This is a genomic window from Clostridium sp. HBUAS56010, from assembly GCF_007115105.1.
In the GTDB taxonomy this organism is placed as follows: Bacteria; Bacillota; Clostridia; order Lachnospirales; family Lachnospiraceae; genus Lacrimispora.
In genome coordinates this window covers 169050-182043 of sequence record NZ_SULJ01000002.1, presented here as the reverse complement: position 1 = coordinate 182043, position 12994 = coordinate 169050, and the positions used below count along the sequence as shown (strand labels likewise).

Annotated in this window: 11 protein-coding genes, 7 tRNA genes and 1 pseudogene; 7 read left to right on the top strand and 12 right to left on the bottom strand. The window is 44.1% G+C overall.

The annotated features are described in order from the left end of the window. The coding region (locus FAY33_RS20125; protein ID WP_347562663.1) for a DUF4573 domain-containing protein at positions 1-328 on the bottom strand (328 nt) is incomplete at its 3' end. A 1132-nt stretch (positions 329-1460) separates the two neighbouring features. Here FAY33_RS20125 and FAY33_RS05435 point away from each other — a divergent pair. The 3 genes from FAY33_RS05435 to FAY33_RS05425 all read left to right on the top strand — a co-directional run bounded on the left by FAY33_RS05435 (position 1461) and on the right by FAY33_RS05425 (position 4449). Then, positions 1461-1652, top strand: a complete 192-nt coding sequence (locus tag FAY33_RS05435) for a hypothetical protein (RefSeq protein WP_143319754.1) — start codon at positions 1461-1463, stop codon at positions 1650-1652. Between the two features lie 227 nt (positions 1653-1879). Further along, positions 1880-2239 carry a BlaI/MecI/CopY family transcriptional regulator gene (locus FAY33_RS05430; RefSeq protein ID WP_143319753.1) on the top strand — a complete coding sequence of 120 codons (360 nt, stop codon included), beginning with the start codon at positions 1880-1882 and terminating at the stop codon, positions 2237-2239. Then, the gene (locus tag FAY33_RS05425) at positions 2236-4449 is read left to right on the top strand and encodes a M56 family metallopeptidase (protein ID WP_143319752.1); all 2214 of its coding nucleotides are present in this window, start codon (positions 2236-2238) and stop codon (positions 4447-4449) included. The genes FAY33_RS05430 and FAY33_RS05425 overlap by 4 nt, the downstream gene beginning before the upstream one ends. A gap of 202 nt (positions 4450-4651) precedes the next feature. Here FAY33_RS05425 and FAY33_RS05420 read toward each other — a convergent pair. The 8 genes and pseudogenes from FAY33_RS05420 to FAY33_RS05385 all read right to left on the bottom strand — a co-directional run. After that, positions 4652-4993, bottom strand: a pseudogene (locus tag FAY33_RS05420) (transposase); the annotation flags it as partial. A gap of 216 nt (positions 4994-5209) precedes the next feature. Next, a tRNA-Leu gene (locus FAY33_RS05415) sits at positions 5210-5289 on the bottom strand. A 180-nt stretch (positions 5290-5469) separates the two neighbouring features. Beyond that, a tRNA-Lys gene (locus FAY33_RS05410) sits at positions 5470-5542 on the bottom strand. 3 nt (positions 5543-5545) lie between these two features. Further along, a tRNA-Gln gene (locus tag FAY33_RS05405) sits at positions 5546-5617 on the bottom strand. 46 nt (positions 5618-5663) lie between these two features. Continuing rightward, a tRNA-His gene (locus FAY33_RS05400) sits at positions 5664-5739 on the bottom strand. A 31-nt stretch (positions 5740-5770) separates the two neighbouring features. Then, positions 5771-5844: transfer RNA gene (locus tag FAY33_RS05395), tRNA-Arg, on the bottom strand. 3 nt (positions 5845-5847) lie between these two features. Next, a tRNA-Gly gene (locus FAY33_RS05390) sits at positions 5848-5918 on the bottom strand. A gap of 47 nt (positions 5919-5965) precedes the next feature. After that, a tRNA-Pro gene (locus FAY33_RS05385) sits at positions 5966-6040 on the bottom strand. A 445-nt stretch (positions 6041-6485) separates the two neighbouring features. Between FAY33_RS05385 and FAY33_RS05380 the strand changes: the two genes are divergently transcribed. Both FAY33_RS05380 and FAY33_RS05375 read left to right on the top strand, forming a co-directional pair. Next, positions 6486-6965 (top strand): methylated-DNA--[protein]-cysteine S-methyltransferase, encoded by a 480-nt coding sequence (locus FAY33_RS05380; RefSeq protein WP_143319751.1) that lies wholly within the window; start codon positions 6486-6488, stop codon positions 6963-6965. Between the two features lie 110 nt (positions 6966-7075). Further along, positions 7076-7780: a hypothetical protein gene (locus FAY33_RS05375; protein WP_143319750.1), complete on the top strand. Its 705-nt coding sequence runs from the start codon at positions 7076-7078 to the stop codon at positions 7778-7780. Between the two features lie 51 nt (positions 7781-7831). Here FAY33_RS05375 and FAY33_RS05370 read toward each other — a convergent pair whose 3' ends face one another. From FAY33_RS05370 to FAY33_RS05360, 3 genes are read right to left on the bottom strand one after another with little or no spacing between them, the layout of a single operon-like run. Then, complete coding sequence (locus FAY33_RS05370; RefSeq protein ID WP_143319749.1) at positions 7832-8410, bottom strand: ABC transporter ATP-binding protein; 579 nt, start codon at positions 8408-8410, stop codon at positions 7832-7834. After that, positions 8401-9180: an ABC transporter permease subunit gene (locus tag FAY33_RS05365; protein ID WP_143320035.1), complete on the bottom strand. Its 780-nt coding sequence runs from the start codon at positions 9178-9180 to the stop codon at positions 8401-8403. The genes FAY33_RS05370 and FAY33_RS05365 overlap by 10 nt, the downstream gene beginning before the upstream one ends. 1 nt (position 9181) lies before the next feature. Continuing rightward, complete coding sequence (locus FAY33_RS05360) at positions 9182-10231, bottom strand: ABC transporter substrate-binding protein (RefSeq protein ID WP_347562660.1); 1050 nt, start codon at positions 10229-10231, stop codon at positions 9182-9184. 169 nt (positions 10232-10400) lie between these two features. On the opposite strand from FAY33_RS05360, the gene FAY33_RS05355 reads away from it, so the two are divergent. Both FAY33_RS05355 and FAY33_RS05350 read left to right on the top strand, forming a co-directional pair. Continuing rightward, entirely contained in the window at positions 10401-11231 is an 831-nt protein-coding gene (locus FAY33_RS05355; RefSeq protein WP_143319748.1) for a purine-nucleoside phosphorylase, read from the top strand. 296 nt (positions 11232-11527) lie between these two features. Beyond that, positions 11528-12979: a 4Fe-4S dicluster domain-containing protein gene (locus FAY33_RS05350; RefSeq protein ID WP_143319747.1), complete on the top strand. Its 1452-nt coding sequence runs from the start codon at positions 11528-11530 to the stop codon at positions 12977-12979. Positions 12980-12994 lie beyond the last annotated feature (15 nt).

Here is a 12994-nt window from a genome sequence, read left to right as displayed (position 1 = left end):
CTATCGGCCCGACCGGCCCGGCTGGTGCAACCGGCGATACGGGTCCGCAGGGAACTATCGGCCCGACCGGCCCGGCTGGTGCAACCGGCGATACGGGTCCGCAGGGACTCATCGGTCCAACCGGCCCAACTGGTGTGACCGGAGATACAGGTCCGCAGGGACTCATCGGTCCAACCGGCCCGACTGGTGCGACCGGAGATACAGGTCCGCAGGGAACTATCGGCCCGACCGGCCCGGCTGGTGCGACCGGAGATACAGGTCCGCAGGGGCTCATCGGTCCAACCGGCCCAACTGGTGCAACCGGCGATACGGGTCCGCAGGGACTCATCGGTCCAACCGGCCCAACTGGTGCAACCGGCGATACAGGTCCGCAGGGACTCATCGGTCCAACCGGCCCGACTGGTGTGACCGGAGATACGGGTCCGCAGGGGCTCATCGGTCCAACCGGCCCGACTGGTGCGACCGGCGATACAGGTCCGCAGGGACTCATCGGTCCAACCGGCCCGGCTGGTGCAACCGGCGATACAGGTCCGCAAGGACTCATCGGTCCAACCGGACCGACTGGTGCGACCGGAGATACGGGTCCGCAGGGACCTATCGGTCCAACTGGTGAAACCGGAGATACGGGTCCGCAAGGACTCATCGGTCCAACTGGACCGACTGGTGCGACCGGAGATACAGGTCCACAGGGACTCATCGGTCCAACCGGCCCGACTGGTGCGACCGGCGATACAGGTCCGCAGGGACTCATCGGTCCAATCGGCCCGACTGGTGAGACCGGCGATACAGGTCCGCAGGGACCTATCGGTCCAATCGGCCCGACTGGTGAAACCGGCGATACAGGTCCTACAGGACCGTCTGGTATCAATGGATTATCAGAATATGCTTATATTTACAATCTGGATGCTCAAGTGGTTGCTTTAGAAGCAGATATACTGTTTAGTACCAATGGGATTATCGTTGGAACAATTGCACATGCCCCCGAAACATCCATCATTCAACTTGGCAGCACAGGAAACTATGCTGTTTGGTTTTATGCGGCGGGCGTTGAACCAAATCAGTTTACTGTCTTTCAAAACGGAGTGCCTGTTGCCGGAGCAGTATATGGATCAGGTGCCGGTACTCAAGCAAATCCGGGGATGGTCATTGTTACCGCAGCTGCGGGGGATGTCTTAACTGTGCGAAATCACACAAGTGCTGCTGCGGTTACACTGCAAACTTTAGCCGGAGGAACACAAATCAATACAAATGCCTCCGTATTGATTCAAAAAATAAGCGCTTAAGATCATGTGATTAATCAAATAGTGCATTAACAGAGAAAAAGCATACCAAACAACACATTAACAGTTCAAGAGGTGAGCCGCCAGAAATCGCTGGCGGCTTCAGCCTGTCGAAAAAGGCGCAGCATAGGCTGTGCTTTTTTGCCGTTAAGATGGTAAAATAGAAGCAGGTGATGAAAGATGTTGGAACGAGGAAAGCTGAACAGAGAGGCAGTGGAATTTGTAAATACAGACCTGCTGGTACCCCAGGCTCATTTGCTGAGAAAGATAGACAGCGGGGTAGACTTTGGGTGCATTTATGAGTTTGTGGAAGGGACGCTATTCCCTCCCTATTTCTCCTTCTTCTGCGTCATTATTTTTCTCCATACGTAAAGAACCCATCCTTCGCTTAGCGCGACGGGTGGGTTCTTCGACAAGCTGAGAGCTCCTTTAATGCAGGGCAAAGGATATGGAGTTGTAAATAGTAGAGGAGAATAATCCTGTCATTAAAAATATATTACAAATAAAATTGAGGCCGTTCAAAAAACAGTTGACAAAATTTGTTTATTCAGATAAACTAAATGCAGATGGTTTATCGCGATAAACAGAGGGGTGCTTGTATGGAAGATTTAAAATTGTATGACGCTGAATTTAAGTTTATGAATATCGTATGGGAATTTGAACCTATTAGTTCTAAAGAGCTTTCTGTTGTTTGCGGGGAACGGCTTGGCTGGAAACGTCCAACAACATATACCGTTATTCGCAAACTGTCAGAACGTGGTTTTGTTAAAAACGAAAACGCCACAGTTACGGCACTTGTCAAGCGAGAGCAGGTGCAACAATATGAAGCCCATAACTTGTTAGATAAAGCATTTGACGGCTCAATACCGTCATTTATTGCAACTTTTCTTAAAGGAAAGTCATTGACCGAAGCAGAAGCCCATGCCTTGCAACAACTGATTGAGGGGGCGAAAGAATGACAGAAATATTGATTAGTGTTCTCAATATGAGTATTGCGGCAAGTATCGTCGCTGTTGCGGTTATGTTAGTGCGTGTACCACTTAAAAAAGCGCCAAAGATATTTTCCTATGTTTTATGGGCTGTTGTTTTTTTGCGCCTAATATGCCCGCTCAAATTTGAAAGCTCGGCAAGTCTCATGCCGATAAATGCTGAAATTATACCACCTACTGTAACGACCACAACAAAACCACAGATAAATAGTGGTATTGTTGCAGTTGACGAAGACGAACAAGTAAATTTATTTATGGAAAGAGCTATGCCACAGGCAGACTACACTGCAAGCGTCAACCCGATACAGATTGTTCTATCAATCAGCGCATATATATGGCTTTGCGGTTTAATAGCATTGGTTATATATGCGATAGTTGGATATATCCGAGTAAAACGACAAGTCTATGACGCTACGATTAAACAGGATAATGTCTTTGAAACAGATAAAATATCCACAGCCTTTGTACTGGGATTCATTCGTCCTAAAATCTATCTTCCCACAATAGTAAGGAACGAACAGCTTGACCACATTCTGAAACATGAGCAAGTCCATATCTCACGAAAAGATTATCTGATTAAGCCTGTCGCTTTTCTTATTCTTACCATACACTGGTTTAATCCGATTGTATGGGTGAGCTATTACCTTATGTCAAAGGACATGGAAATGTCATGTGACGAAGCCGTTTTGCGTAAATCAAGCGAAGATATACACAAATCATACTCAACGTCACTTGTCGCTCTTTATACCCCAAAATCAAAGCTGTTAAGCCCCCTCGCTTTTGGAGAGGGCAGTTATAGGAATAAGAAAGTGAGGATAAAAAACGTGTTGAATTTCAAAAAAGCGCCTAAATGGGCGATTGTGCTTTGCTCTATTCTTTCCGTTCTTTTCATGGTAGGATTTACGACTAATCCACCTCAGATAGCAACAGATAATTTAATAAATTCCAATAATGCCAGAGTAGCAGACCTGACCACAGAATATGCACAATGGAATATTACAATTTCAAATGGAGTTTACTATTATAACGATACCCATATTCGTATATTTTTAGATATGAGGGCAAATAACTCCTTTGAAAGGGCATTTATAGACAAGGACGGAAATACAGATATTCGCTTAATTAGGGATAATAGCGGAAACATTGTAAAACTTGAGTTAATTAGCAGAGATGAAGCTATCGAACTTATGAAAGACTTTGATAGCGGCAGTAGCATTGAGCGTGAAAACAATAAAGAAAAAGGCGGCGAAATTGAAGATGTTAAGCGTTTGGAAGTAGCAGAAGCCCCTAATAATATACAAGCGGCGATTCTTTCCTCTTGCACAGGAAATGGATTTTATATCATCAAGGGAAATGACCGTCAGTATGTTTATTACAATAATCTAACAGGCGGATATGCTTATCAAGTAACAGGTTCCAATGTCAAAATTGTTGACCTAATACGCTTACCGAAATGCCCTATACTTCTGTCACTTCCTGCTAATTTGGATATTAGTCTTGAGTACAATTCCAACACAGTAGTCTACACAGTGATACCAGTACAGCAAGAGGAAACATCAGACAAGCAAACTATTCAGCAGGAACAAAACATCAAAAATCAATATGCTATCTATGAGCCATACGGCCTAACCTATCGTGAGAATGAAGATAAGCTATATTACAAAGACCAAATTGTGCGGTACTTTATTGATAAATATAACAATGGACCAGGCATATTAAATATGTGGGCCTATGACCTTGACGGTACGATTGACCTGCATACCACCCGTAACAATGTAGGCTTACAGGGGATTTTGACAGGAATAGAGGCATATAGTCAAGAAGATTTCAATTTGCGGACAAAAGAAATTGAAGCTGAAAAAAATAATATTCCAAACTATGATGTTCTAACATTCCGGTTCAGAAAAAGCGAAGCCCCGGATAGTTTACAGTTATGGATTAAGGACTGTGAGAGCAATATTTTTGATTTTGCGACCACGGAGCAAAATGGGCGCTATTATATTTATGTGCGTGGTGAAACGGAATTTAACTTTGGCGTTAAGGTTGACGGTGATAAGGCAGTTATGGAAATATCCCATATAAATGGCGTTAAAGGCGAAGGGTATGCTTTATTCTCTGCTCCACTGTACAAACAATTTACTGTTACCTACAATGGTACTACAAAAAGTTTTATTCAATGATGAAAAGTAAAGAATAGCTACCCGCCGCACAAGTGGAAAAGAAAAAAACGTTGCACGGTGGGTGGATAGCTATGCCATAAAACTTAGTACCAATGGACAGCGGTTTTGAAAATCAAAGCCGCTGTCCTCTGCATATAGGGGGCTTTGTTTCATACGCCCTTTTCATAGGACATGGCGGCGGTAGTGTCAAGAGTTATGCGTAAATATCCTCCACACGGCGTACAGACACGCCGGCCAAGTACATCTCGATCAGGGCTTCCTCTACACTGCTCTCCCAGCGGCGGTAGCGCTCAATGATGGCAGTTTCAAAAGAAATCCCTTTGAGCCGCGGTACATGTAGTGTTACATCTCCAGAGGTTGTCGTGAGATTCCGGCTGTAATGTCCGCTGCGGTAGCCCTGGCGTTTCTCGCTACGCTCATATTTGGCTGCCTGTGTCAGCTTTTGTGCTTCTGCCTCCAGCAGGCCATTGAGTGTTTCTTCAACACTCCCACGGACTAATTCCTTGATTACTTCCTCATTTAGCTGTACAATTTTCTCAGACATGGTTTGCTGTCTCCTTTCAGAATGGTGGTGTGGTAACTTCACTCTATCAAAGACTGCAAATCTTGTCTCTTTTTATCCCTTTTTCAATTTGCGCAATTTATTCTACCTTATCCAAACATCACTTTCTTAATATAATACAAAATCAGGTTGAAATAAATGGATAAGGTAGAATAAAAAGACATAACTTCCCCTTGGCGGAAAGCTATGTCTTTTTGATGCGGGTAACAGGACTTGAACCTGCACGGTCTCCCACCAGAACCTAAATCTGGCGCGTCTGCCAATTCCGCCATACCCGCAGACAACAATATAGATAATACCATTGGAAATGGGAATTGTCAATAATGAATCAAGCTAAAGTAACTCAGATGAAGCGGAAATCAAATTAGAAGCAGACAAGGAAATAAAATTCAGATGAAAGCAGGAGAGAAGTGGAACAAAAAAGCGGACTCTGTGATCAAAGTCCGCTTCTTAAATAATGAGACACCGGGGATTCGAACCCCGGACAACTTGATTAAAAGTCAAGTGCTCTACCACCTGAGCTAGTATCCCATACTGGGCTAGTTGGATTTGAACCAACGAATGCAGGAGTCAAAGTCCTGTGCCTTACCGCTTGGCGATAGCCCAATAAAACAATAAAACTCCTGGTAAAAAAAAATTCCCTAAAAGGGAAAGGTGAGTACAGGGATTCGAACCCTGGGCCTCCAGAGCCACAATCTGGCGCGATAACCAACTTCGCCATACCCACCATAATTCCGCATTGTGGTTAAAAATGCGGAATGAGCCTGAAGGGATTTGAACCCCCGACCCACGGCTTAGAAGGCCGTTGCTCTATCCAACTGAGCTACAGACTCAAGAGCGGGTGATGGGAATCGAACCCACGTATCTAGCTTGGAAGGCTAGTGTTCTACCATTGAACTACACCCGCAAAAACAAACAATAGAGATGAGCATGTCTTTGACAGTTTTATCTCAGTCGGGGTGACAGGATTCGAACCTGCGACCTCCTGGTCCCAAACCAGGCGCTCTAGCCAAGCTGAGCCACACCCCGAGGTAATCAGTATTTCTTTTCTTTGTTCGTTTGCTTTTCAGCAACGCAAGAGTTATTATATATGATGGTTATAGTTTTGTCAACAATATTTTAGAAAAAATTTCAAATTCCTTGAAAAGCTTGTATTTACGTGGTTATTTGGAGTTTTTTGTCCAGAAAGGGAGGAACCGGCAGAAACAAAATTGCTGTTCCTGCCGGTTGAGTATGAAAAATAAAAAGTCAATATTAAAAGGGTGGGGTTCCTTTACATTTACTAGTATATCCATTAAATGTGACGGAAGTTTGACCAGCCCATAAACATTTCATAAATATTCGAAAGGAATTATAATGAATGTTTAAAAACAATCGGATGATTGAAGTTTTTATGGTAAAATAGAAGAATCATAAAATTAAATAAAGAGTTGAACCGTTAAAGGACTCACAAAAGAGAAGGGAGAGAAAGAATATGAAGTATTATGATACTTTGGACAGTCCAATCGGAACACTGACAGTGATCTGTGATGAGAAAGCTTTGGTCGGGGTGTATTTTTTTGAATACGAACCAGAAGGTGCAGTAAGAAAAAGGACGGAACTTTTGGAGCAGGTGATGTTTCAGCTGCAGGAATATTTAAAAGGGGAAAGGAAGGAGTTTGATCTTCCGCTGAATCCGGCTGGAACAGAATTTCAAAAAAAGGTCTGGAATGCTCTGTGTGCCATTCCCTATGGGGAAACCAGAAGTTATAAGGATATTGCGGCTGCTGTTGGCAGTCCCAAAGCCTGCAGGGCTGTTGGGATGGCGAATAACCGTAATCCTATCTCCATTGTAATTCCCTGTCACCGGGTGATTGGTGCCAATGGAGGACTGGTGGGTTATGGAGGAGGACTTCCTATTAAGATTCATCTTCTTGAAATGGAAAGCCCGGACAGAAGCTGGAAAATTTATTAAGAATTCTTTGGGATTCTTTCAGTTCCTTTAATCCCCTATACTTTTCTTTTCCTGCGTGCTATAATTCACCTCGTCACCAGTAATGAATCAGATGATAAGGAGTGATTGTTATGAGAAGAAAAAAAATGTTGGCAGTAATTGTTCTTGCCATGACTGTTATGGCAGCAGCTACCGCTTGTGGATCAAAGAAAAATACAAAAGAGCAGGATGCTTCCAAAGAAGCAGCGGCTACTGTAGCAACCAATGAGACAACGAATGCAGAGAGTTCTCTGGCAGAATCAGAGAGCGAAGATGCAGACGAATCAGAAAGCGAAGAAACCACAGCATATGTACAGAAGACTGCTGCTGATTCAGGAAGCATTACATCAGGGGTATTTACCTCCAAATCGGGGAAATACCAGATTACACCTCCGACGAACTGGAGTGTTGATGAAGATGGGGATGAAAGTGTAGCAGCATTTACTTCTCCTGGCGGCAATGACATTTTAGAAGTTACTTATATAGAGGGAGAGGGTGCCAATGATGCCCGTGAAGTCTATCCCGAATCCATGGAAGAGTATAAGAAGCTGGTGAGCAGAGGCGATGATCTGGAATTCGTTCGTTATGAAGTGGAGAACGGAGCCAACGGAAGCCAGAAGTTCCGTTACGCAATCCGCTATACAACTCCTCAGGATGGAGTCCGCTATTATGCAATTACAGGTTCTTATGATGCAGCAGCAAAGAAATATATCAGCGCCTCCGGTTCTGTAGAGTCCGAAGATAAAGCAGTGATTGATCAGATTGAAGCCGCTCTTGATACCTTAAAGTTAAAATAAGATTATGATAAAATGATAAAACAGCCGTTGCAAATGTTGCAGCGGCTGTTTTTATAAGTGGATCAAGGTGCTTTTTAAAAGCGCAGCATCCTCTTTCTGGTGAGTGCTGATGAGGACCAGCTTCTCAATGGAGGATTCTGTAATCTGCTTTATTACTCTGTGTTTTGTTTCTTCATCAAGTCCTGTAAAGGGTTCATCCATTAAGAGAATATCCGAAGGAACCCAGAGTGCTCTTGCAATAGAGACTCTCCGTTTCATGCCTCCGCTTAAGGTGGAGACAGGACGAAGCAGGGATTCTTCCGGTAAAAGCCGTGCAAGCAGTTCTTTTGCCTTTGCCCGGTCCTCCTTTTTGTATCCATGGTTTACCATGATTAAATTATCCACAGGTGTGAATTCCTCACACAGCCTGTTTTCCTGGAAAACAGCACCGATTCTGCTGCCGGAAAGTCCATGGATTTCTCCCTTGTCCGGAGTCACAAGGCCTAATAGAATCTGAAACAAGGTTGTTTTTCCGGACCCGGATGGTCCCATCAGGCAATAAATCTGACCGGAATGAAGGGAAAGGTTTACATCATCTAAAACGTTTAAGTTTCCAAAAGATTTGGACAAATGTTCTATTTTTAATTCCATGTTTCCCTATCACCTTCCTTTTTGATGGTTCTTGGAGATGCCAAGGTTAAAAGTTTTAAAAAGAATGTCTCAAAGATGGCGCTGATGATCAGGATCACCAGTGTCCATGCAAACAAATCGGCTGTGCTTAAATAAATCTTTGCCATATAAAGTTTTTCTCCGATGGAATGGTCTGGTACTCCGATTACTTCTGCGGCAATTCCGGATTTAAAGCTCATGCCCAGTGCCACGCGGCAGCCGCTTATCAGATAAGGGAGAAGGGCGGGGCGATAAATGTAAAAAAGTTTTTTTCCCACTGGCATGGAAAATACCTGTGCCATCTCAAGGAGTTTTCCATCTGCACTGCGGATCCCAGACATGGTGTTAATATAGATCACTGGAAATACAACAATAAATGCAATGAAGACAGATAGATTCTCCGATCCCATCCAGATTAGTGCCAATATGATAAAAGAAGCAACAGGAACGGATTTAAAAAAAGAAATAAGTGGTCTTAGAAGCTCCTCCAGAAGAAGGAACCGGCATGCGGTTCCCCCAATCAGGATTCCAGATAGAAAAGCCAGACAAAACCCCAGACTGATTCTTCCGAAAGAAAACCAGATGGTCCCCCAGAAATCAGCCTTCAACACCTGGGGCAGCAGTGCTTTTATCACTTCTGCAGGTCCTACCAAAATAATGCTGTTGGCAAAAAACAGACTTATGGTCTGCCAGAGAAGAAGCCAGAACAGGATCATACCGGCACGCCTTAAAGGAAAGAGAGAATACTTCATATTAAGGCATATAATAGAAGCTGTCATCAGGCAGTGTACCGCCTACAGAAGCAGCGTCCATCTCGTAGAGAACCTTTAAGTAACCGCTTAAAAGAGATTTCATATGTTCTCCATCCACATAAGTGATGCTGCAATACGGAATGGCTTTTTCTGCAATGAGTGCTTTCTCTATGATTCCTGCAGAAGCAATGGAAACAGCAGCTTCCCCAGGATTGGAATTGACAAATTCAGCAGAAGCTTTATGTTCGGACAAAAATGTGTCAATGGCGTCTTTGTGTTCCTTTAAAACATCATTGCGGCAGATTGTGACACCAGTAACAAGGCTTCCTCCGTCTTCCCCTGCTTTTGCATCCCATTCTTTTGTCATATCTAATACAATGCTTAAGCTGTCATTTTGAGCCAGGGCAACGGTTACAAAAGGCTGTGGGAGCAGTCCGATGGCATCTGGTTTCTCTTTTAAGGTAGAAACCACTTCTGCAGGTTCGGATTTGTATTCTAAAGTCACATCATCGGTTGTCAGGCCATTGGCTTTTAGTACATGGCGCAGGACATAATCCGGTGTGGTTCCTTTTCCAGTAAGGTATACGGTTTTCCCTTTTAAGTCCGAAACGGATTCAATGGATTTGTCGGAAGAGATTCCGTAAAGGACACCCAGAGTGTTAATATCAAGAACTGTGATTTCATGGTTTGTTTTTTCATAAAGAATGGAAGCCATGTTGGCGGGAACCAGTGCGGCATCCAACTCATTTTTCATTATTTTTCCAAGAAGTTCATCTGCACCGGTGACCATGGTAAAGTCATAAGAACCTTTGGATGAACCTTGTCTGGCATTATCCATTAGCGGAACCAGTCCCATGGAAGTAGGACCTTTTAAGGAACCTATTTTTAAAGTGTAGGGTTCTGTTTGCTGGGTGGATGCGGATTCTGCCTGGACCTTCATCTCTTCTGGCGTATCGCCGTTAGAATCCGATGCGGCAGTTCCGGCACAGCCGGCAAGTAATGCAGTTACCATAGCAAAAACTGCACATAATAATCGTGTTTTTTTCATCATAATTCCTCCTTCTAAAAACGCCTTCTTTTAGAAGGCATTGTCTGCCTTAGTATAGCACCGGCAAGAGGGATTTGTCAAAATGTGGATGCAGAGACCGGGGAATTTGTGATATACTGAGAATACCTGTGTTAATTTGAAAAACAGGAATGTGAAGGGAGAAAGAAATCATATGAATCAGGTATATGAAAAATTACAGAATTGTTTAAAAAGTGTCCGGGAAAAGACAGATTTCGTACCGGAAGTTGCACTGATCCTTGGTTCCGGTCTTGGAGAGTATGCAGAAGAGATTGAGGTAGTTTCTACCATTGATTATAAAGAGATAGAAGGATTTCCTGTATCAACCGTAGCCGGACATAAGGGAAGATTTATCTTTGGTTATGTCAATCAGGTTCCGGTTGTGATTATGCAGGGACGGGTTCATTATTATGAGGGATATCCCATGACTGATGTGGTGCTTCCTGCCAGACTGATGGGGCTTTTAGGAGCCAGAGTCTTATTTCTTACCAATGCTTCCGGCGGTGTGAATAAAGATTATAAGCCAGGGGATTTCATGCTGATTAAAGACCAGATTGCAAGCTTTGTCCCTTCTCCTTTAATCGGTGAAAACATAGATGAGCTGGGACCCAGATTTCCTGATATGAGCGATATTTATAACAGGGACCTTCGAAAAATCATCAAAGAAGCTGCCAAAGAAGAAGGCATTGAGATGAAAGAAGGAGTGTACATGCAGCTTTCCGGTCCTGCATATGAATCTCCGTCAGAAGTCCAGATGTGTCGGATTCTGGGTGCCGATGCAGTTGGAATGAGTACTGCATGTGAGGCGCTTGCCGCCAATCACATGGGGATGAAAGTCTGCGGAATCTCCTGTATCACCAATATGGCATGCGGAATTACAAAAGAACCATTAAGCCATACAGAAGTGCAGGAAACAGCAGACCGGGTGGCACCGCTGTTCAAAAAACTGATTACAGCTTCCATTACAAAGCTGGCAAAGAGATAAAAGCAGGGACCGGATGAGATGCCGGTCCTTTTGCATGTTAAAAAGTACACCTAATCGGTGAAAATTTATTGATAACCCAACGTGAATATGCGATAATAGTCGAATAAAGGGATTGTATACACGCCCTGAATGCAACAAATACATGACGGCGCCGGTAAAGGGCGCTTTTTTCGGGGGGCATGGTCAGCTTTCCCGGAAAAATTTACAGGAATACGGGTAAAAGGGTTACAATCACATATTATGAAGTAAGTAGAATATTCACATGCCACAGCAGTGGCAGTAGCAGGAGGAAGATTATGGCAACGAATGACGCAACATTGCAACGTATCACTCATCAGGTATTACTGGAAGTGGCAAAGCTTGTATGGGAGGACAAAATAGAAGAGAACAAAAACGAGATTCCCTATCACATTATTCCTGGTCCCAAGGCTCAGTTTAGATGCTGTATCTATAGAGAACGAGAGATTATCCGGGAAAGGGTAAGACTTGCGGAGGGGATCTGTCCAAGCGGTAAGGACACTCCCAATATTGTTCAGGTTATTAACTCTGCCTGTGAAGGCTGCCCTATTGCCCGTTATGTGGTGACGGACAACTGTCAGCTTTGTATGGGAAAAGCATGTCAGAATTCCTGTAACTTTGGTGCGATTACCATGGGACATGACCGTGCTCATATTGATCCGGAAAAATGTAAGGAATGCGGAAAGTGCTCCCAGGCTTGTCCTTACAATGCAATTGCAGACTTAACACGTCCATGCAGGAAGAGCTGCCCGGTCAATGCCATTACCATGGATGAGAACAGCATTGTTGTAATTGATGAAAAGAAATGTATCCAGTGCGGAGCCTGTGTTACAGGCTGTCCATTCGGCGCAATCGGAACCAAGACCTTTTTAACAGATGTAATTCGTCAGATTCAGGCAGGAAAAAAGGTGGTTGCAATGGTTGCTCCGGCTACAGAAGGACAGTACGGACCGGATATTACCATGGCAAGCTGGAAGACTGCGTTGAAGAAGATCGGATTTGCGGACATGGTTGAGGTTGCTTTGGGCGGTGACTTAACTGCAGCAGCAGAAGCGGCAGAATGGTCAGAAGCTTATAAGGAAGGAAAGAAGATGACCACTTCCTGCTGTCCGGCTTTTGTAAATATGATCAAACAGCATTATCCAACACTTCTTGATAACATGTCCACCACCGTATCTCCGATGTGTGCGGTATCCAGAATGTTAAAGGAACAGGATCCTGAGACAGTAACGGTATTTATCGGACCATGTATTGCAAAGAAGAGTGAGAATCTGGACCCCAATGTAAAGGGCAATGCGGACTTTGTTCTGACACTTGGGGAAGCATATGCCATGATGCAGGCAAAAGGCGTTGATTTAGAGCCGGAAGAGAATACATATCAGCAGGCATCTGTATTTGGAAAACGTTTTGGGAATGGAGGCGGTGTAACCGCGGCTGTTTTGGAATGTTTAAAAGAGACAGAGCAGAATACGGATATTAAGGTAATGAAGTGCAACGGTGCAGCAGAATGTAAGAAAGCACTGATGCTGTTGAAAGTTGGCAAATTGCCGGAAGATTTTGTGGAAGGCATGGTTTGTACCGGAGGCTGTGTAGGCGGTCCTGCAAGATTTAAGAATGAAAATGAGGCAAAAAAGGCCCGTGATCTGTTAATCGGTCAGGCGGACGCCAGAGAAGTACATGAGAATTTAAAGAGTCAGGGACTTGAAACGGTTCCAATGCACAGACATTAAAACAATGGGCTGATT

Coding starts and splice junctions, on each gene's coding strand:
- FAY33_RS05375 (WP_143319750.1), top strand. CDS start 7,076: ATGAGAAGAAAAAAAATGTTGGCAGTAATTGTTCTTGCCATGACTGTT.
- FAY33_RS05355 (WP_143319748.1), top strand. CDS start 10,401: ATGAATCAGGTATATGAAAAATTACAGAATTGTTTAAAAAGTGTCCGG.
- FAY33_RS05350 (WP_143319747.1), top strand. CDS start 11,528: ATGGCAACGAATGACGCAACATTGCAACGTATCACTCATCAGGTATTA.
- FAY33_RS05360 (WP_347562660.1), bottom strand. CDS start 10,231: ATGATGAAAAAAACACGATTATTATGTGCAGTTTTTGCTATGGTAACT.
- FAY33_RS05365 (WP_143320035.1), bottom strand. CDS start 9,180: ATGAAGTATTCTCTCTTTCCTTTAAGGCGTGCCGGTATGATCCTGTTC.
- FAY33_RS05380 (WP_143319751.1), top strand. CDS start 6,486: ATGAAGTATTATGATACTTTGGACAGTCCAATCGGAACACTGACAGTG.
- FAY33_RS05425 (WP_143319752.1), top strand. CDS start 2,236: ATGACAGAAATATTGATTAGTGTTCTCAATATGAGTATTGCGGCAAGT.
- FAY33_RS05370 (WP_143319749.1), bottom strand. CDS start 8,410: ATGGAATTAAAAATAGAACATTTGTCCAAATCTTTTGGAAACTTAAAC.
- FAY33_RS05430 (WP_143319753.1), top strand. CDS start 1,880: ATGGAAGATTTAAAATTGTATGACGCTGAATTTAAGTTTATGAATATC.
- FAY33_RS05435 (WP_143319754.1), top strand. CDS start 1,461: ATGTTGGAACGAGGAAAGCTGAACAGAGAGGCAGTGGAATTTGTAAAT.